Raw genomic sequence first — 19265 nt, forward strand, 5'->3', positions numbered from 1 at the left:
GACCCTAGCGGTCCGGCCCGCCACCCAGGGTGTGGCAATACCCACACGTCAAACCGGGTGTGTTGTGCGATCCCTACCTTGGCCGGAGGCGGGTGCGTAGGACAGGATCACGTTTTATGGACCTGCTGAACACGCTGGTGGACAAGGGGCTTCGGCGCGAGCTGCCGACCCGCCAGGAGGCGCTGGCCGTCCTGGCCACGTCCGACGACGACCTGCTCGACGTGGTGGCCGCGGCCGGAAAGGTGCGCCGTCACTGGTTCGGGCGACGGGTCAAACTCAACTATCTCGTCAATCTGAAGTCCGGGCTGTGCCCCGAGGACTGTTCGTACTGCTCCCAGCGGCTCGGCTCGAAGGCCGACATCCTGAAGTACACCTGGCTCAAGCCCGAACAGGCCTCCGAGGCGGCGGCCGCGGGCCTGTCCGGCGGTGCCAAGCGGGTCTGTCTGGTGGCGAGCGGGCGCGGGCCGACGGACCGGGACGTGGACCGGGTCTCCGAGACCATCAAGACGATCAAGGAGCAGAACGAGGGCGTCGAGGTGTGCGCCTGCCTCGGCCTGCTCTCCGACGGCCAGGCGGAGCGGCTGCGCGAGGCCGGCGCGGACGCCTACAACCACAACCTCAACACGTCCGAGGAGACGTACGGGGACATCACGACCACGCACACCTACGCGGACCGCGTGGACACCGTGCACAAGGCGCACGCGGCCGGCCTGTCGGCCTGTTCGGGGCTCATCGCCGGCATGGGCGAGAGCGACGAGGACCTGGTCGACGTGGTCTACTCGCTGCGCGAGCTGGACCCGGACTCCGTTCCGGTGAACTTCCTCATCCCCTTCGAGGGCACGCCGCTCGCCAAGGAGTGGAACCTCACGCCCCAGCGGTGCCTGCGCATCCTCGCGATGGTCCGGTTCGTCTGCCCGGACGTGGAGGTGCGCATCGCGGGCGGCCGCGAGGTGCACCTGCGGACCCTGCAGCCGCTCGCCCTGCACCTGGCCAACTCGATCTTCCTCGGTGACTACCTCACCAGCGAGGGCCAGGCCGGCAAGGCCGACCTGGAGATGATCGCGGACGCCGGTTTCGAGGTGGAGGGCGCCGACCAGGTGACCCTGCCGGAGCACCGGGCGACGGCCGGCGGGGGCTGCGGCTCCCACGAGAGCGCGGGATGCGGCTCTCACGAGAGCGCCGGGTGCGGGTCGCAGGCCGGCACGGGCTGCGGGTCGCACGAGGGCGGCGGTGTCTGCGGTACGGCGGCCGAGGCGCCGGCGGCCGCTCACGAGCCGCGCCCCGACCTGGTCGCCGTACGCCGCAGGGGTGCCGGGACGGACCTCGCGCCCAATGCCTGACCTGAGCGTGCGCGAGCTGCTGGAGCTGGACCGGCGGCACGTCTGGCACCCGTACGGCCCGATGCCCGGCCGCACCGAGCCGCTCGTCGTCGAGTCGGCGAGCGGGGTGCGGCTGCGTCCGGCGGACGGGTCCGGGGAACTGGTCGACGGGATGTCGTCCTGGTGGTCGGCGATCCACGGCTACAACCACCCGGTGCTCAACGAGGCCGCGCGCGAGCAGCTGGGCCGGATGAGCCACGTCATGTTCGGCGGGCTCACCCACGAGCCCGCCGTCCGGCTGGCGAAGCTTCTCGTCGACATGTCGCCGGACGGGCTGGAGCACGTGTTCCTCGCCGACTCGGGTTCGGTGTCGGTCGAGGTCGCGGTCAAGATGTGCCTGCAGTACTGGCGCTCGCTGGGCCGTCCGGAGAAGCGGCGGCTGATGACCTGGCGGGGCGGCTACCACGGGGACACCTGGCAGCCGATGTCCGTGTGCGACCCCGAGGGCGGGATGCACGAGCTGTGGACCGGGGTGCTGCCCCGGCAGGTGTTCGTGGACGCGCCGCCGGCCGAGTACGAGGAGTCGTACGCGGAGCGGTTGCGCTCGGCGGTCGAGCGGCACGCCGGTGAACTGGCGGCCGTGATCGTCGAGCCGGTGGTGCAGGGCGCGGGCGGGATGCGGTTCCACTCCCCCGCGTATCTGCGGGTGCTGCGCGAGGCGTGCGACGCGCACGGTGTGCTGCTGGTGTTCGACGAGATCGCCACCGGGTTCGGGCGCACCGGCGCGCTCTTCGCGGCGGAGCACGCGGCCGTGACCCCGGACGTGATGTGCGTGGGCAAGGCGCTGACCGGCGGCTATCTGACGCTGGCGGCCACGCTGTGCACGGCGCGGGTGGCCGACGGGATCTCGCGGGGCGAGGTACCGGTCCTCGCCCACGGGCCGACGTTCATGGGCAACCCGCTGGCGGCGGCCGTCGCCTGCGCGTCGATCGAACTGCTGCTCGGGCAGGACTGGCGGGCGGAGGTCAAGCGGATCGAGGCGGGACTGCGCGCGGGGCTCGCGCCGGCGGCCGCACTGCCGAACGTCCGCGACGTCCGGGTCCTCGGGGCGATCGGAGTGGTCCAGCTCGACCATCCCGTCGACATGGTGGCGGCGACGCGGGCCGCGGTCCGCGAGGGCGTCTGGCTGCGGCCGTTCCGTGATCTGATCTACACGATGCCGCCGTACGTCACCGGGGACGCGGACCTGGCGCGGATCGCCCGCGCGGTGTGCGCCGCGGCGGCCGAGCCTGCGGCGGGAGGAGACCGAGCATGCCGATCCTGATCGTCACGGGAACCGGTACGGAGGTCGGCAAGACCGTCACCACGGCGGCCGTCGCGGCGGCGGCGCTCGGCGCGGGCCGCTCGGTCGCCGTGCTGAAGGCGGCGCAGACCGGCGTACGACCGGACGAGCGCGGCGACGCCGACGAGGTCGCGCGGCTCGCCGGACCGGTGACCACGGCCGAACTCGCCCGGTATCCCGAGCCCTTGGCGCCCGCGACGGCGGCGCGGCGGGCGGGGCTGGCGCCGGTGCGGCCGGCCGAGGTGGCCGAGGCCGCCCAGAAGCTGGCTGCCGAGCACGACCTGGTGCTGGTGGAGGGCGCGGGCGGGCTGCTCGTCCGGTTCGACGAGGCGGGCGGCACGCTGGCCGACGCGGCGCGGCTGCTGCGGGCGCCGGTGCTGGTCGTCGCCGCCGCCGGGCTGGGCACGCTGAACACCACCGAGCTGACGGCCCGTGAGCTGCGCCTGCGGGGTCTGGAACTGCTGGGCGTGGTGATCGGCAGCTGGCCCGACGCGCCGGACCTGGCGATGCGGTGCAACGTCACCGACCTGCCGGAGGTCTCCGGTGCCCCCCTGCTCGGCGCCCTTCCGGCGGGCGCCGGCAGCCTGCCCCCCGCCGGCTTCCGCGCGGCGGCCCCGGGCTGGCTGGCCCCGCGGCTGGACGGCACCTGGGGCGCCCAGGAGTTCCGGGAACGCGCGGCCACCGCGTAGCCCCACCACCGTTCGACCGCAGGGAAGCGGGCGGCGACGGCGACTGCGACGGACCACCGTTCGACCGCCGGTCGGCAGCGGGCAGGCCGTGAGCGACGCCGGCGGACGGGCCCCGCATCCGCGGGTGTCGGCGCTCGGGGTGGTCGGCCCGGCTCGCTCCGGTTGCGAGCCGGCGTACGGGACGGTGCCCGGGAGCGCCGACGCCACGCCGTACGCCCCGCCCCTGTCCGGTGCGGAAACGGCTCCGCCACCGGTTTCGTCGGTCCGTCGGCCGGGGAGCGGCGGGCAGGAAGGCGTAGGGCTGCGCGGGGCCGGCCCACGGGTCCGGGGTGTCGTCGGCGCCGTCGCGGCACCGCCCGGGCGGGCGTGGCGGCCCGGGGCGCCGCAGCACCTGACCCGGCTCGCCCGCGGCGGGGCCGCGGCCGTGGGGGTGGCCCCGGGCGTGCGAGGGCAGAATCGCGGTAGCGGTATCCGCCCGCAGGAGGTCCGTCATGTCGTCAGCAGCCGCCAAGGACGCCGTCCACCACCCCCTCTTCGCCCGTTTCTACGCCCGCTGGAGCGTGACCGCGGAGCCTGTGGTCGGGCCGCTGCGGACCGAACTGCTGGCTGGGCTGTCCGGCCGGGTGATCGAGGTCGGCGCGGGCAACGGGCTGAACTTCGCCCACTATCCGCGCACCGTCGCCGAGGTGGTGGCGATCGAACCGGAACGCCGGCTGCGGGAGGCCGCACTGACGGCGGCCCGGCGCGCGGAGGTCCCGGTGGACGTGGCGCCCGGCATGGCGGAGGCGCTGCCGGTCAAGAGCGAGGCGTTCGACGCCGCCGTGCTGTCGCTCGTGCTGTGCAGCGTGCGGGACGCGGAGCGCGCGCTGCGGGAGATCCGGCGGGTCCTGAAACCGGGCGGTGAACTGCGGTTCTTCGAGCACGGGCGGGGCGGCGGCCGGGCCATGCGGCTGACCCAGCGCGCCCTGGACCGGACCGTGTGGCCCCGGCTGTTCGGCGGCTGTCATGTGGGGCGGGACCCGGTGGCCGAGATCGGGGCCGCCGGTTTCGAGACCGGCCCGTACCGGCGGCTGGTGGTGCCGGAGAAGGGTCCCGCGCTGCCCAGTTCGTACTGTGCGCTGGGTTCGGCACGCCGGTCCGCGGACCCCGGAGCGTGAGGCTCACTCGCACCACGCGCGCAGCTCACGCGCGATGTCGTCCACCGACGCTTCGCCGCTCTTGACCAGCCGGGCCAGGTCACGGACCTGCTCGGCGGAGGTGACCACCTTCAGCCCGCCGGCCACCAGACAGGCGTAGGCGACCGCCGACGCGAACAGCGCGTTGGAGTGCTCCAGCGCCGGGACGTGGATGAGGAGTTGCAGCAGTGACGCGGCCCGCTCGTACGGCGTGCCGTAGACGGGGCGGCCGAGTACTTCGGCCTGATGGCGTGCGACGGCGGCGACGAGGGCGCCCCAGTCGGTGACCTGGGGGTCCCCCGGCGTCCGCTGCTCGGCGAGCATCAGCAGCCAGGCGAGGTCGATCTTCAGCTCGCCCAACGGTTCAGCGGCGGTCTTCGCGGGCGCCGTCGCGGGTGCTCCGGCGATCGGCGCCGAACTCCTCCGCGAAGACGGCCTCGTACTGCTTCATGAAGTCGGCGGCGGCCTCGACGAAGGTGTGCCCGGTGTCTCCGGTGTCCTGTCTGACCAGCTCTTCGATGTAGCGGTTGACGCTCATGCCGCGCGCGAGCGCGCGTTCGCGGGCGGCCCGGGCGGTGCCCTCGTCGACGCGTACGTTCAGCTGGGTCTTGGCCATGTCCCGACGCTAGCGCCGGAGCGCTAGTACCGGCAAGAGTGCCCCGGGCGGGGCACCGGGCCGCGACTCCTCCCCCGGATGGAGCATGCCCCTTACACGAGAATCCGGGACAAGACCTGAGCACGAAACGACATCGGCCGCCGGAACGATACCGGCCGCCCGGTGCGCCACATTAGGCTCGGCCGGAGATCCAGCAACGTTCCCGCGTACGAGGAGGCCGCCTTGTCCACCCCAGTCGCGCAGCACGCTCCCGGTCTGGCCGAGGCCGATGGGGTCGCGGCCCGCGCCCGCGGCCTGACCAAGGCGTACGGCACGGGTGAGACCGCCGTGGTGGCCCTGGACTCGGTCGACGTGGACATCATGCGCGGGCGTTTCACCGCCGTGATGGGCCCCTCGGGGTCCGGGAAGTCCACACTGATGCACTGCCTGGCCGGGCTCGACAGCGTCTCCGCCGGGCAGGTCTGGCTCGGCGACACCGAGATCACGGGGCTGCGGGAGCGCGAGCTGACCCGGCTCCGGCGCGACCGGGTCGGGTTCGTCTTCCAGTCCTTCAACCTGATCCCCACGCTGACCGCCGCCGAGAACATCACGCTGCCCATGGACATCGCCGGGCGCAAACCCGATCAGGCGTGGCTGCGGGAGGTCGTCGACGCGCTCGGGCTGCGGGACCGTCTTGGCCACCGGCCCACCCAGCTCTCCGGCGGCCAGCAGCAGCGGGTGGCCTGCGCGCGGGCCCTGGTCTCCCGCCCCGAGCTGATCTTCGCCGACGAGCCGACCGGCAACCTCGACTCGCGGGCCGGCCTCGAGGTGCTGGGCTTCCTGCGCAAGTCCGTGGACGAGCTGGGCCAGACGGTCGTCATGGTCACCCACGACCCGGGCGCCGCCGCCCACTCCGACCTGGTGCTGTTCCTGGGCGACGGGCGGATCGTGGACGAGATGGAGCAGCCGACGGCGGAGGCGGTGCTGGAACGGATGAAACGCTTCGACGCGATCCGCGGCAAGGCGGACGGCACCGAGGCCGCCCCGGGCACGGGCCCGGCCGACGACACCCGCCGAGAGGACTGAGCCGGTGCTGAAGGCCACGCTCAGAAGCTTTCTCGCCCACAAGGGGCGGCTGCTGCTGTCCGCCCTCGCCGTGCTGCTGTCGGTGGCGTTCGTCGCGGGCAGTCTGATCTTCTCCGACACGGTGACCCGGACGTTCGACCGGCTCTTCGCGTCGACCGCGGCCGACGTGACGGTGGAGCCGAAGGACGACCTCGACTCCTCCGTTCCCACGGGCGCGGTCCAGACCGTGCCCGCCTCGCTCGTCGACCGGGTGCGCGGTGTCCCCGGCGTCGCCTCGGCGCACGCCGAAGTGGCCGTCGAGAACATCACGGTCGTCGACAGCCGCAACGAGAACGTCGGCCCGACGACCGGCGCCCCCACGATCGCCGTCGACTGGTACGTCACCGACCGCAGCCCGGTCGAACTCACCTCCGGGCACGCCCCGCGCGGCGCGGACGAGGCCATCCTCGACGCGGACACAGCCGACAAGAAGCACCTCGGTATCGGCGACACCCTCACCGTGCTGGCCCAGCCCGGCTCCTTCGAGGTGGAGGTCGTCGGCATCGCCACCTTCACCACCACCAACCCCGGTGCCGCCCTGGTCTTCCTCGATCCGGAGGCCGCCGCGGTCAAGCTGCTCGGGTCCGCGGACCGGGCCACCGCCATCTCGGTGGACGCGGCGCCGGGCGTGTCGGACGCCGAGCTGAAGCAGCGGGTCGCGGCGGCGCTCGGCTCGGGCACGTACGAGGTGAAGACCGCCGACGAGCAGGCCGAGTCGGCCGCCGCGGAACTGGGCGGATTCCTCGACGTGATCAAGTACGTCATGCTGGGGTTCGCCGGGATCTCCGTCCTGGTGGGTGTGTTCCTCATCGTCAACACGTTCTCCATGCTGATCGCCCAGCGCACCCGGGAGCTGGGGCTGCTGCGCGCCCTGGGTGCCGACCGCCGCCAGGTGCGCCGCTCGGTGCTCACCGAGGCGGTCCTGCTCGGCCTGGTCGGCTCGACGCTGGGTCTGGCCACCGGCATCGGCCTCGCGGCGGGGCTGATCAAGCTGATGGGCACGTTCGGCATGAACCTGAAGGCCACCGAGATGGTCATCGGGTGGGGCACGCCCGTCGCGGCGTACGCCGTCGGCCTCGGCGTGACCTTCGTCGCCGCCTATCTGCCGGCCCGCCGCGCCGCCACCGTCTCCCCGATGGCCGCGCTGACGGACGCCGAGATGGCCGGCGTGGGCCGCCCGCTGAAGGTGCGGGCGGTCGTCGGCTCGGTCGTCGGGGCGTTCGGCGCCGCCGCGCTGGCGGGGTGCGCCGCAGCCACCAAGACCTCCTCGGCCGCCTCGCTTCTCGGCCTGGGCGTGGTCCTCACCCTGGTCGCGACCGTGATCGCCGGTCCGCTGCTGGTGCGGCCGGTGATCCGGGTGCTGGGCGGGGCCTTCCCCGCCCTGTTCGGCTCGATCGGCCGGATGAGCCAGCGCAACGCCCTGCGCAATCCCCGGCGCACCGGTGCCACGGCGGCGGCTCTGATGGTGGGACTGGCCCTGGTGGGCGGGATGTCGGTGGCGAGCGCTTCCATGACCAAGTCCTTCGACGAGCAGATCGACAAGACGCTGGGCGCCGACTTCATCGTCCAGAACACCAACTTCACCCCGTTCTCCCAGGAGGTCACCGACGCGGTGCGCGACACCGACGGCGTCGGGCTGGTCGTGCGGCAGCGGTTCGCTCCCCTCGCCGTGACCCTGCCGGACGGGAAACGGGTCACGACGACCGCCGCCGGATACGACGCGCAGGTGGACGACATCGCGCACATCACCTACGCGAGCGGCGACTCGGCGGCGGCGCTGGCGCCGGGTCACATCGCGATGGACGTCCAGTTCGCGAAGGACCACGACGTGCGCACGGGCAGCGTGCTGCCCGTGGAGTTCCCGGGCGGACAGCGCACCGAGCTGACGGTCGGCGCGCTCACCGACCAGGACGCCGCCGAGGGCTTCGGCATGGAGGGCGGGATGTTCTTCGGCATCGCCACGGCCGAGAAGTACGTACCCCGCGGCCAGGACTCCGTGCTGTACGTCAACGCCGCCGACGGCACGGACGCCGACACGCTGCGCACCCGGCTGGAGCGCAGCCTGGACCCGTATCCGCAGGTGCAGGTGCGCGACCAGGCCGACTACAAGCAACTGGTGCACGACCAGATCGCGGTGCTGCTGTACCTGGTGTACGCGCTGCTCGGACTGGCGATCATCATCGCGGTGCTCGGCGTGGTCAACACCCTCGCCCTGTCGGTGGTGGAGCGCACCCGGGAGATCGGGCTGCTGCGGGCCATCGGACTCGCCCGGCGGCAGCTGAGGCGGATGATCCGGCTGGAGTCGGTGGTGATCGCGGTGTTCGGAGCGGTGCTGGGGCTGGCGCTGGGACTGGTGTGGGGCCTGTGCATCCAGCAGGTTCTGGCGCTGCAGGGCATGGAGGCGCTGGCGATCCCGTGGGGCACGATGGTCGCGGTGGTGATCGGCTCGGCGGTCGTCGGGGTGGTCGCGGCCCTGCTCCCGGCGCTGCGGGCGTCCCGCATGAACGTGCTGGCGGCGATCGCGCACGAGTGAAGCGGGGGCGGCCGTCCGCCCCCGCCGCGGAGTCGGCCGTTTGTTCCGGGTGGTCCCCGAGCGGCCGTCCGCATGCTGGAATCGCCGGTGCGTCCGCCCGGGCTCTGCTGGGATCCGATCATGACTGACCTGCGTGTACGGGCGGCCACGCCCGAGGACCTGGACCTCGTGCTCGCCTTCTGGAGGACCGCCGCGGAAGGCACGAGCATCAGCGACGACCGGGACGGGGTGGAGCGGCTGGTCTCCCGTGACCCGGAAGCCCTGCTGCTGGCGGAGGAGGGCGGGCGACTGGTCGGCACGGTGATCGCCGGGTTCGACGGCTGGCGCTGCCACCTGTACCGGCTGGCGGTGCATCCGGACCGGCGCCGCCGGGGCATCGGCTCGGCGCTGCTCGCGGCGGCCCACGAGCGGTTCGTCCAGCTGGGCGGGCGGCGCGCGGACGCGATGGTGCTGGTCCGCAACGAGACGGCGCACCGGGCCTGGGAGGCGGCGGGCTACGCGCCGCAGGAGCGGTGGCGGCGCTGGGTGCGACCGCTGGCGGACTGAGTCCGACGCTTCGTCACCTGACGCACGGCACGACACTTTGCCGATCCTTTACCATGGGTGGAGCACTCGCTCCCGTATGAAAGGTCGTGAGCGTCCTCCCATGGGCGAACCTCCCAGTACGCGCCGTCGCGCGTTCCCGCGCACCCTGTCCGATGCTGGGACGGAGGTGACCCGATGACGGAAGTGCTTCTGCTGCTGGTGGCGGTTCTGCTCTCGCTCGCCTGCGGCGCCTTCGTGGCCGCCGAGTTCTCGCTGACCACCGTCGAGCGCAGCGCTCTGGAGCGGTCCGCGGCGCGGGGTGAGCGTGGCGCCGCGGGTGCCCTCAAGGCCGTACGGAGCCTGACGTTCCAGCTCTCCGGCGCCCAGCTCGGCATCACCGTCACCAACCTGGTCGTCGGCATGCTCGCGGAACCGTCGATCGCCGCGCTGATCTCCGGACCGCTGGAGTCGGTCGGACTGTCGGACTCCACGTCCCGCTCGCTGGCGCTGGTGCTGGGCACCGCCCTGTCCACGGTGTTCCTGATGGTCGTCGGCGAGTTGGTGCCCAAGAACTGGGCCATCTCGACACCGCTGACGGTGGCCCGGCGGGTGGGCTCGGCGCAGCGCTGGTTCACCGCGGCGTTCCGGCCCTTCATCAGCCATCTCAACAACACCGCCAACCGGATCGTGCGCCGCTTCGGGCTGGAGCCCGCCGAGGAGCTCGCCTCGGCCCGCGGCCCGCAGGAACTGGCGGCGCTGGCCCGGCACTCCGCCAAGGAGGGCGCGCTGGAGCCGGACACCGCCGAGCTGTTCGTGCGCACGCTGAACCTGGCCGACCTGACCGCGGAGAACGTGATGACGCCGCGTGTCCAGGTCATCGCCCTCGACGCCCAGGCGACCTGCCAGGACGTGGCCAACGCGACCCGGGCCACCGGACTCTCCCGGTTCCCCGTCCACCGTGGCGGCCTGGACGCGGTCGTCGGCACCGCGCACATCAAGGACGCGCTGGCCGTTCCCGCCGAGCGCCGCGCGCGCGTGCCCGTCTCCGACATCATGCGCGAGCCGCTGCTGGTGCCCGAGTCCCTGACCGTGGACCGGCTGCTGGACCGGCTGGGCGGCCGGCGCACCATGGCCGTCGTCATCGACGAGTACGGCGGCACGGCCGGGGTGGCGACCCTGGAGGACATCGTCGAGGAGGTCGTGGGCGAGGTCCGCGACGAGCACGACCCGCACGAGACGCCCGACCTCGCCCCGGCGGGCTCCGACGACGCCGGCCACGCGCTGTTCTCGGCCGACGGAGCCGCCCGCACCGACCAGCTCGCGCGCGTGGGCCTCAAGGCCCCCGAGGGCCCGTACGAGACGCTCGCGGGCCTCGTCGCCACCGAGCTGGGCCGGATACCGGCCGTCGGCGACACCGTGGAGGTCGCCGGGTGGCGGCTGGACGTGGTGGACGCCTCCGGCCACCGGGCCGCTCGGGTCCTGCTGCGCGCGCCGCTCGACGACGAGGCGGAGGAGTACGGGACGCGGGAGACTCGGCAGGCGCCGCAACCCCCGCCCGAGCCGCATGAGGCACGAGAACCGCGCCACCGGCCGCACCGGCCGCACCGGACGCACAAGACGTCCGGGACCTTCGGGCAGGAGGCCGACAAGTGACCGCCGTCCAGCTGCTGATCGCCCTGGCGACCCTGGTCCTCAACGCCTTCTTCGTCGGGGCGGAGTTCGCCCTGATCTCCGTCCGCCGCTCCCAGATCGAGCCGTACGCCGAGCAGGGCGACCGGCGCGCGCGCAGCGTGCTGTGGGGGCTGAAGCACGTCTCCGCGCTGATGGCGGCCGCGCAGCTCGGCATCACGCTGTGCACCCTGGTCCTCGGCGTGGTCGCCGAGCCGGCGATCGCGCACCTGCTGGAACCGGTGTTCCACGCGGTGGGCGTCCCCGAGGGCGCGGGGCACGCGGTGTCCTTCGTGATCGCGCTGGCGCTGGCCACATACCTGCACATGCTGCTCGGCGAGATGGTGCCGAAGAACATCGCGCTCGCGGAGCCGGTACGCAGCGCGCTGCTCCTCGGGCCGCCGCTGGTCACCCTGGCGCGGACGCTGCGCCCGGTGATCTTCACGGTCAACGCGTTCGCCAACGGCCTGCTGCGGCTGCTGCGCGTCGAGACCAAGGACGAGGTCGCGGCGACCTTCTCGGACGCCGAGCTGGCGCAGATCGTCAAGGACGCCGGTGAGGCCGGCCTGATCGACGACCGCGCCCAGGAACGGCTGCACGACGCACTGGAGCTGGGCCGCCGGCCGGTGCGCGACGTCGTCCTGCCGCTGGAGCGCGTCGTCTACGCGCGCGTGGGCGTCACGCCCGAGGAGCTGGAGGGGCTGTCCGCCGGGACCGGGTTCTCCCGTTTCCCCGTCGTCGACGAGGAGCGCCACATCGTCGGCTACCTCCACATCAAGGACGCGCTGGAGACCTCGCCGCGGGACATGCCGTTCCGACTGCAGGACATGCGCGCCATCGCACGCGTACGTGAGGCCACGCCCCTGGACGACGTGCTCACCGCGATGCGGGGCAGCCGTACCCATCTGGCCGCCGTGCTCGGCACCGACGGGCGGATGGCGGGGCTGGTGACGATGGAGGACGTGCTGCGCGAGCTGTTCGGCCAGCGGGCGTGAGCGGGCCGACCGGCCTCCGCCGCCGGGCGGGGGAGGCCGGTCTTCGCCGTACCGGACGTGCTCTTCGTCGACCGCGTCCTCGATGAAGACCGCCACCTCGCAGGCCCGCCCGCCCTAAGGCCGACCGACCGCTGGGTATGTGTCCGGGTTACCATCGCTGACGCCATGACGACGAACCCCATGTACTCCAGCCTGGTCGCGGTCGGCGACTCCTTCACCGAAGGCATGTCGGATCTGATGCCCGACGGCTCCTACCGGGGCTGGGCCGACCTGCTGGCGGGCCGGATGGCCGCCGGCGCGCCCGGTTTCCGGTACGCCAACCTCGCGGTGCGCGGCAAGCTCATCAGCCAGATCGTCGAGGAGCAGGTGGGGGTCGCGGCCGCGATGGGCGCCGATGTGATCACCCTGGTCGGCGGCCTCAACGACACCCTGCGCCCCAAGTGCGACATGGGCCGGGTCAAGGGCCTGCTGACGGAGGCGGTCGAGCGGCTCGCCCCGTCCTGCAAGCAATTGGTGCTGATGCGCAGCCCGGGCCGGCAGGGGCCCGTCCTGGAACGGTTCCGGCCGCGCATGGAGGAGCTGTTCACCTGCGTCGACGACCTCGCCGAGCGGCACGGCGCCGTCGTCGTCGACCTCTACGGCGCTCCCGCGCTCGGCGACCCGCGCATGTGGGACGTCGACCGGCTGCATCTGACGGCGGAAGGGCACCGCCGGGTGGCCGAGGCGGTCTGGCAACGCCTCGGCTACCCGCCGGAGGATCCGCGGTGGCACGCCCCGATACCGGCGACGGCGCCGCCCGGGTGGGTCGCCCGCCGCGCCGCCGACGCCCGCTTCACCCGGCAGCATCTGCTGCCCTGGATAGGCCGTCGCCTGACCGGCCGCTCCTCGGGTGACGGCCGGCCGGCGAAGCGGCCCGAGCTGCTGCCGTACGAGCCGGCCGCCGACGCCGAGGCGTGACGGCCGTCTCGTAGCTTCCGCCGAACGGAGCCATGGCGCTGGCCTGCACGAACCGCCAGTAGACTCTGGACACGTGACTGCTGCTCCCGCCAAGCCCCGCATCCCCAACGTCCTCGCCGGACGGTACGCCTCCGCCGAGCTCGCCACGCTCTGGTCGCCCGAGCAGAAGGTGAGGCTGGAGCGTCAGCTCTGGCTCGCCGTGCTGCGGGCCCAGAAGGACCTCGGCATCGAGGTGCCGGACGCGGCGATCGCCGACTACGAGCGCGTCCTGGACCAGGTCGACCTGGCCTCCGTCGCCGAGCGCGAGAAGGTCACCCGGCACGACGTGAAGGCGCGGATCGAGGAGTTCAACGACCTCGCCGGGCACGAGCAGGTGCACAAGGGCATGACCTCCCGGGACCTGACGGAGAACGTGGAGCAGCTGCAGATCCGGCTGTCCCTGGAGCTGATCCGCGACCGTACGGTCGCGGTGCTGGCGCGGCTGGGCAAGCTCGCCGCCGAGTACGGCGAGCTGGTCATGGCCGGCCGCTCCCACAACGTGGCCGCGCAGGCCACCACCCTCGGCAAGCGTTTCGCGACCGCCGCCGACGAGCTGCTGGTCGCCCACGGCCGGGTCGAGGAACTGCTCGGCCGCTACCCGCTGCGCGGCATCAAGGGCCCGGTCGGCACCGCTCAGGACATGCTGGACCTGCTGGGCGGCGACGCCGCCAAGCTGGCCGAGCTGGAACGGCGCATCGCGGGCCACCTGGGCTTCTCGCAGGCGTTCACCTCGGTCGGCCAGGTCTACCCGCGCTCGCTGGACTACGAGGTGGTGACCGCGCTGGTGCAGCTGGCGGCCGCGCCGTCGTCGCTGGCGAAGACGATCCGGCTGATGGCCGGGCACGAGCTGGTGACCGAGGGGTTCAAGCCGGGCCAGGTCGGTTCCTCGGCGATGCCCCACAAGATGAACACCCGGTCGTGCGAGCGCGTCAACGGCCTGATGGTCATCCTGCGCGGCTACGCGTCGATGACCGGCGAGCTGGCCGGAGACCAGTGGAACGAGGGCGACGTCTCCTGCTCGGTGGTGCGCCGGGTCGCCCTGCCGGACGCGTTCTTCGCTCTCGACGGGCTGCTGGAGACCTTCCTGACGGTGCTCGACGAGTTCGGCGCCTTCCCGGCGGTCGTGGCGCGCGAGCTGGACCGCTATCTGCCGTTCCTGGCGACCACCAAGGTGCTGATGGGTGCGGTCCGCGCCGGTGTGGGCCGCGAGCTCGCACACGAGGCGATCAAGGAGAACGCGGTGGCGTCCGCGCTGGCGATGCGCGAGCAGGGCGCCGAGCGCAACGAGCTCCTGGACAAGCTGGCCGCCGACGAGCGGCTGCCGCTGGACCGGGCCGAGCTGGACGCGCTGATGGCCGACAAGCTGTCCTTCACCGGTGCCGCCGCCGACCAGGTCACCACGGTCGTCGGCCGGATCGAGGAGATCGTCAAGCAGCGTCCCGAGGCGGCCGGCTACACGCCCGGGGCGATCCTCTGACCCCCGGCCGGCGATGACCCCCCGCTTCACCCCGGCGCAGCTGGAGGCCGCCCGCGACCGGCTCGTCCCGGACCTGGTCGCGGAGGGCCTCCACGTGCTGTTCTGCGGGATCAACCCCGGGCTGATGACGGCCGCCACCGGCCATCACTTCGCCCGCCCCGGCAACCGCTTCTGGCCGGTGCTGCACCTGTCCGGTTTCACGCCGCGGCTGCTGCGACCGGCCGAGCAGGGCGAGTTGCTGTCGTACGGGCTCGGCATCACCAACGTCGTGGCGCGGGCCACCGCCCGGGCCGACGAGCTGACGGCCGAGGAGTACCGGGAGGGCGGGCGGCTGCTCACCGCGAAGGTGGCGCGGCTGCGGCCGCGCTGGCTGGCGGTGGTCGGGGTGACGGCCTACCGGGCGGCCTTCGACGACCGCAAGGCACAGGTGGGACCGCAGAAGCGGACCGTCGGCGACGGCACGCGCGTGTGGGTGCTGCCCAACCCCAGCGGGCTGAACGCGCACTGGACGGCGGCGACCATGGCCGAGGAGTTCGCGCGGCTGCGGGCGGCCGCACGCGAGGAGCCGCTCAGGGCGGATCGACCTCGGTGACGACCGCGAGGAGCTGGAAGGGCAGTTCCTTGTCCCACTGGGAGACGCCCAGGGCGACCCAGCGGTCCGAGCCCGGGAGGCGCCACAGGTGCAGGTCCGGCACGTGGTTGCTGAGGGCGTGCCAGGGCTCCGGTATCTCCTCGCCCTCCATGGACCGGATCAGCACGCCGGCCAGGCCGAAGCGGTCCGGGGGTCCCCAGCGGGCGGTCAGCCGCTCCGTCAGACCGTCCCGGTCCGCCTCGTACTGCTCCTCTGTCGCCTCCCGTGCCGTCCCGTCGTCGTCCCAGAAGTCGTCGCTGGTCGCTAACTCCGCTATGAGGTAGCCGGGGCCCGCCTCGCCGGCGTCCGTCCTGCCGGGCGCCTGTGCGAGGTCACGGGCACACAGCACGTCGATGGTGTCCAGGCAGCGTGCGATGTCCATGCCTCCAGTAAAGCCCCGGCCACTGACAATTGGCGGGGCGTCAGCCCGGCGCCGTGTCAGGCGTCCCTGCGCCGCACGCTCCACGCGCCCGCCGCGAGGGCGGCAGCCGTCCACAGGGCGGTCACCGCGAGCCCCGTCCACGGCCCGAGAGGACCGTCGGACGTGCCGTGGAGGACGACCTGCCCCGCCCGGTCCGGCAGGAAGTCCGCGACGGTGCCCGCCGCGTCGCCGATCACGAACGACACCACCAGGATGAACGGGATCAGCAGCGACAGGGTCGCGACGCCGCTGCGCAGCAGCGCCGTCAGGCCCGCCGCGAGCAGCGCCATCAGCATGAGGTAGATCCCGCAGCCCACGACGCCGCGCGTCTGCTGCCCCGCGGTGAGCCCGTCCGCCGCCCCGCCGAGCCCCGCCCGCGCCACGGCCAGGGCGGCGCACGCGGTGCACAGACCGACCAGCAGGGTCGGTGCGGCGACGGCCGCCAGCTTGGCCGCGAACCACCGCCCGCGCCTCGGTACCGCGGCGAGCGAGAGCCGGAGCGCACCCCCGTGGTACTCCGACGACACCGCCAGCGCCCCGAAGGAGACGGCCGCGATCTGGCCGGGCAGCACCCCGGCCAGGGCCGTGAACAACGGGTCGAAGTCCGGGTCCGCGGTGTCGGCGGCGGCCGCCGACACGGAGAACGCCGTCGTCACGACGAACAGCGCCGCCAGCGACCCGAGGAGCGAGCGCAACGTACGGATCTTCAGCCACTCGGCGCGGAACACCGGTGCGAACTCCATGGTCAGACCTCCTGCGGCCGGGCGGTGAACTCGGTTTCGGCTGCCGTGAGATCGAGGTACGCCTGTTCCAGGGTGGCCTCCTCGGCGGCCAGTTCGAGCAGGGGCACGCCCGCGGCGGACGTGATGCGGCCGATGTCGTCCACGCGCGCGCCGGCCACCGTCCAGTGCCCGTCGGCGTGCGGTGCCGCCCGGTGGCCATGGCGGGAGAGGGCGGCCTCGAGCGCGGCGGCGTCCGTGGTGCGGATCCTGACTCCGGGTCGCACCCGCGCGTGGACGAAGTCGCGCAGCGGGGTGTCGGCCAGCAGACGGCCCCGGCCGAGGACGACGAGGTGGTCGGCGAAGGACGCGGTCTCGTTCATCAGGTGGCTGGAGACCAGGACCGTGCGGCCCTCCTCGGCCAGGCGGCGCAGCAGCGTGCGGATCCAGACGATGCCCTCGGGGTCGAGGCCGTTGGACGGCTCGTCGAGCATCACCACCCCGGGGTCGCCGAGGAGGGCGGCGGCGATGCCGAGCCGCTGGCGCATGCCGAGGGAGTATGTGCGCACCCGGCGCCGGGCCACCGACGCGATGCCCGTCCGCTCCAGCACCTCGTCCACGCGGCGGTCCGGGATCCGGTTGGCCGCGGCCAGGACGCGCAGGTGGTCCCGGCCGGTCCGGGAGCCGTGCGCGGCCTGCGGGTCGAGCAGCGCGCCCACGTGGCGCAGGGGTTCGGGAAGGGTGGCGTAGGGGCGGCCGCCGAGGGTCGCGGAGCCGGAGGTCGGCCGGTCCAGGCCGAGCACCAGCCGCATGGTGGTGGACTTGCCGGCGCCGTTGGGTCCGAGGAACCCGGTGACGCGGCCGGGCCGTACCCGGACGGTGAGGTGGTCCACGGCCCGGCGGGCGCCGTAGTCCTTGGTGAGGTCCTTGAGGTCGATGCTGGTCATGGCCGTCAGCCTGGCCGTCCGCGCCCGGTGGGGGCCTCCCCCGGCGGTGGAGATCGTCTCCCCCGCTCGGGGGAGGTGGCCGTCGGCGGTGGCTGGCACGATGGCCGGATGACCCGGCTTCTGCGCCCCCTGACCAGGGGGGCGACCTACACGCGTCTGCTGCACCTGTGGGTGCCGATGCTGATCGTGAGCGTGTGGTTGTTCATCGATCTGTCGACACCGTGGGTGCCGGCGCTGGTGCTGGTGCCGGTCGGGCTGATCCCGGCGGTGCGGGCCGGCGAGGGGGTCCAGGCACAGTGGCTGCTCACCCCCGGCGAGCGGGACGCGGGCTTCTCGCTCGCGCCGTCGGTCACCTGGCAGGACCGCGCGCGAACCGTGCTGTGGCTCGAAACGCGCATGGCCCTGGGAGCGTTGACCGTGCTGGTCTGCGTGTGGCTGCCGATGCTGACCGTCGACCTGGTCGCCGCCGCGGCCGGCCACCCGGACGGCGCCGTGCCGGTCGTGCGTGAGCTGCCCGCGCACAGGGCGTGGGCGCTCCTGGCGCCCGTGCCGCTCGTCGCGCTCTACGGCGCGGTGGCCGGTCTGGGGGAACTGATCACGACGGCGGCCCGTGCCCTGCTCGGCCCCTCGGCGGCCGAACGGCTGGCCGCGCTGGAGGAGCGCACCGAGCAGCTGCTGGAGCGCAACCGCATCGCCCACGAGTTGCACGACTCCATCGGGCACGCGCTGACGGTGGCGGTGGTCCAGGCGGGCGCGGCGCGCGCGGCGGGCGACCCCCGGTTCACCGACCGGGCTCTGCGGGCCATCGAGGAGACCGGGCGGACCGCGCTCGAGGACCTGGATCGGGTGCTGGGCGTCCTGCGGGAGGACGGCCGCCCGGTGAGCGGCCGTCCGACCCTGGCCGACGCCGGCCGGCTGCTGGAGTCGGCACGCGCGTCCGGCGCCGAGGTCGACGTGGAGCTGACGGGGGCTCTGGAGAGGGTTCCCGCACCGGTGTCCCGGGAGGGGTACCGCATCCTTCAGGAGGCGCTGACGAACGTGTTGCGGCACGCGGGGGCGGTTCCCGTGCGCGTGCGTGTCGACGTCGCCTCCGACGTACTGGACCTGGAGGTGCGCAGTCCGCTGCCCGCCGCCGCTCCCGGTCCGGGGCGCGGCAGCGGGCTGCGGGGCATCCGGGAGCGGGCCGCGCTGCTGGGTGGCCGGGCGCTGACCGGCCCCGACGGGGGCGACTGGCTGGTGCGCACGGAGCTGCCGCTGGGCTGATCCCGTGCCTCGCGGCAGGCGTCGGACGCGGCCCCCGGCCTGGCGAAGGACGCGGCTCCTGGCCGGCCGAGGAGGGTCCTGCGGGGCCACTAGGCTGGGCGGATGCCGGTGACCGTGCTCCTCGTCGACGACGAACCCCTGGTGCGCGCCGGTCTGCGCGCCGTACTGGAGGCGCAGCCCGACATCGAGGTGGTCGGCGAGGCGGCCGACGGAGCGGCGGTGATCCCGCTGGTGCGGCGACTGCGGCCGGACGTGGTCGCCATGGACGTGCGGATGCCGCTCCTGGACGGCATAGAGGCCACGCGTGCCGTGCTGCGCACGGTCGACGACCCGCCGAAGATCCTGGTCGTGACCACTTTCGAGAACGACGAGTACGTCTACGAGGCGCTGCGCGCAGGCGCCGACGGGTTCCTGCTGAAGCGGGCCCGGCCGGCCGAGATCGTGCACGCCGTGCGGCTGGTCGCCGAGGGCGAGTCGCTGCTGTTCCCGGCGTCGGTGCGGCGGCTGGCCGCCGAGTACGGCGGCGCCGACGCCTGCCGCGCGGCCGGTGACCTGCCCGCCCGGGCCCGGCTGACCGACCGGGAGGCCGAGGTGCTGCGGCTGATGGCGGGTGGGCTGTCCAACGCGGAGATCGCGGCCCGGCTGGTGGTGGGCACGCAGACGGTCAAGTCGCATGTGAGCGCGGTGCTGGCGAAGCTGGGGGCGCGGGACCGCACGCAGGCGGTGATCGAGGCGTACGAGTCGGGCTTCGTGACACCGGGGTGAGGACGGCGGCGGGCGATGCCACCGGGTGCCCGCGCTCGCCGGGGTGCGCCGCGACGAGTACGATCCGGCCAACATCGCGC

19 protein-coding genes are annotated in these 19265 nt (G+C 73.5%); 14 read left to right on the top strand and 5 right to left on the bottom strand.

The window, feature by feature from the left end; translation table 11 throughout:
- The first annotated feature begins 116 nt into the window (after positions 1–116).
- The 4 genes from bioB to AC3ET3_RS16985 all read left to right on the top strand — a co-directional run bounded on the left by bioB (position 117) and on the right by AC3ET3_RS16985 (position 4507).
- Positions 117–1340: a biotin synthase BioB gene (gene bioB / locus AC3ET3_RS16970; protein WP_432136902.1), complete on the top strand. Its 1224-nt coding sequence runs from the start codon at positions 117–119 to the stop codon at positions 1338–1340.
- Entirely contained in the window at positions 1333–2643 is a 1311-nt protein-coding gene (locus tag AC3ET3_RS16975; protein ID WP_432136901.1) for an adenosylmethionine--8-amino-7-oxononanoate transaminase, read from the top strand. The genes bioB and AC3ET3_RS16975 overlap by 8 nt, the downstream gene beginning before the upstream one ends.
- Positions 2631–3350, top strand: a complete 720-nt coding sequence (bioD, locus tag AC3ET3_RS16980; protein WP_432136900.1) for a dethiobiotin synthase — start codon at positions 2631–2633, stop codon at positions 3348–3350. The genes AC3ET3_RS16975 and bioD overlap by 13 nt, the downstream gene beginning before the upstream one ends.
- A 491-nt stretch (positions 3351–3841) precedes the next feature.
- Positions 3842–4507 (top strand): class I SAM-dependent methyltransferase, encoded by a 666-nt coding sequence (locus tag AC3ET3_RS16985; protein WP_432136899.1) that lies wholly within the window; start codon positions 3842–3844, stop codon positions 4505–4507.
- 3 nt (positions 4508–4510) lie between these two features.
- Here the strand turns inward: AC3ET3_RS16985 and AC3ET3_RS16990 are convergent, their stop codons facing one another.
- Together AC3ET3_RS16990 and AC3ET3_RS16995 are read right to left on the bottom strand one after the other, a co-directional pair.
- Entirely contained in the window at positions 4511–4885 is a 375-nt protein-coding gene (locus tag AC3ET3_RS16990) for a fic family toxin-antitoxin system, toxin component (RefSeq protein ID WP_432136898.1), read from the bottom strand.
- Positions 4886–4889: 4 nt separating this feature from the next.
- The gene (locus tag AC3ET3_RS16995; RefSeq protein ID WP_435612423.1) at positions 4890–5141 is read right to left on the bottom strand and encodes a toxin-antitoxin system HicB family antitoxin; all 252 of its coding nucleotides are present in this window, start codon (positions 5139–5141) and stop codon (positions 4890–4892) included.
- Positions 5142–5363: 222 nt separating this feature from the next.
- Between AC3ET3_RS16995 and AC3ET3_RS17000 the strand changes: the two genes are divergently transcribed.
- The 8 genes from AC3ET3_RS17000 to mug all read left to right on the top strand — a co-directional run bounded on the left by AC3ET3_RS17000 (position 5364) and on the right by mug (position 15031).
- Complete coding sequence (locus AC3ET3_RS17000; RefSeq protein WP_432136896.1) at positions 5364–6206, top strand: ABC transporter ATP-binding protein; 843 nt, start codon at positions 5364–5366, stop codon at positions 6204–6206.
- A 4-nt stretch (positions 6207–6210) separates the two neighbouring features.
- Positions 6211–8778 (top strand): ABC transporter permease, encoded by a 2568-nt coding sequence (locus AC3ET3_RS17005; protein WP_435612424.1) that lies wholly within the window; start codon positions 6211–6213, stop codon positions 8776–8778.
- A gap of 120 nt (positions 8779–8898) precedes the next feature.
- Entirely contained in the window at positions 8899–9324 is a 426-nt protein-coding gene (locus AC3ET3_RS17010; protein ID WP_432136894.1) for a GNAT family N-acetyltransferase, read from the top strand.
- 174 nt (positions 9325–9498) lie between these two features.
- Positions 9499–10956, top strand: coding sequence for a hemolysin family protein (locus AC3ET3_RS17015; RefSeq protein WP_432157110.1), 1458 nt, complete (start codon positions 9499–9501; stop codon positions 10954–10956).
- A complete protein-coding gene (locus tag AC3ET3_RS17020) occupies positions 10953–11966 on the top strand; it encodes a hemolysin family protein (protein ID WP_435612425.1) in 1014 nt (337 codons plus the stop codon). The genes AC3ET3_RS17015 and AC3ET3_RS17020 overlap by 4 nt, the downstream gene beginning before the upstream one ends.
- 165 nt (positions 11967–12131) lie before the next feature.
- Positions 12132–12923 (top strand): SGNH/GDSL hydrolase family protein, encoded by a 792-nt coding sequence (locus AC3ET3_RS17025; protein ID WP_432136891.1) that lies wholly within the window; start codon positions 12132–12134, stop codon positions 12921–12923.
- Between the two features lie 73 nt (positions 12924–12996).
- Complete coding sequence (purB, locus tag AC3ET3_RS17030; RefSeq protein ID WP_432136890.1) at positions 12997–14439, top strand: adenylosuccinate lyase; 1443 nt, start codon at positions 12997–12999, stop codon at positions 14437–14439.
- Between the two features lie 13 nt (positions 14440–14452).
- On the top strand, positions 14453–15031 hold the full coding sequence (gene mug, locus AC3ET3_RS17035; RefSeq protein WP_432136889.1) for a G/U mismatch-specific DNA glycosylase: 579 nt from the start codon (positions 14453–14455) through the stop codon (positions 15029–15031).
- Here mug and AC3ET3_RS17040 read toward each other — a convergent pair.
- From AC3ET3_RS17040 to AC3ET3_RS17050, 3 genes are read right to left on the bottom strand one after another with little or no spacing between them, the layout of a single operon-like run.
- Positions 15009–15452, bottom strand: coding sequence for a hypothetical protein (locus tag AC3ET3_RS17040; RefSeq protein WP_432136888.1), 444 nt, complete (start codon positions 15450–15452; stop codon positions 15009–15011). The two genes, mug and AC3ET3_RS17040, sit on opposite strands and share 23 nt — an antisense overlap.
- 56 nt (positions 15453–15508) lie before the next feature.
- On the bottom strand, positions 15509–16234 hold the full coding sequence (locus AC3ET3_RS17045) for an ABC transporter permease (RefSeq protein ID WP_432136887.1): 726 nt from the start codon (positions 16232–16234) through the stop codon (positions 15509–15511).
- A gap of 2 nt (positions 16235–16236) precedes the next feature.
- The gene (locus AC3ET3_RS17050; RefSeq protein WP_432136886.1) at positions 16237–17157 is read right to left on the bottom strand and encodes an ATP-binding cassette domain-containing protein; all 921 of its coding nucleotides are present in this window, start codon (positions 17155–17157) and stop codon (positions 16237–16239) included.
- A gap of 108 nt (positions 17158–17265) precedes the next feature.
- On the opposite strand from AC3ET3_RS17050, the gene AC3ET3_RS17055 reads away from it, so the two are divergent.
- Both AC3ET3_RS17055 and AC3ET3_RS17060 read left to right on the top strand, forming a co-directional pair.
- Positions 17266–18420: a sensor histidine kinase gene (locus tag AC3ET3_RS17055; RefSeq protein WP_432136885.1), complete on the top strand. Its 1155-nt coding sequence runs from the start codon at positions 17266–17268 to the stop codon at positions 18418–18420.
- A 102-nt stretch (positions 18421–18522) separates the two neighbouring features.
- A complete protein-coding gene (locus AC3ET3_RS17060; protein WP_435612426.1) occupies positions 18523–19185 on the top strand; it encodes a response regulator transcription factor in 663 nt (220 codons plus the stop codon).
- Positions 19186–19265: the final 80 nt, after the last annotated feature.

The sequence above is a fragment of the Streptomyces sp. bgisy159 genome (assembly GCF_057707805.1).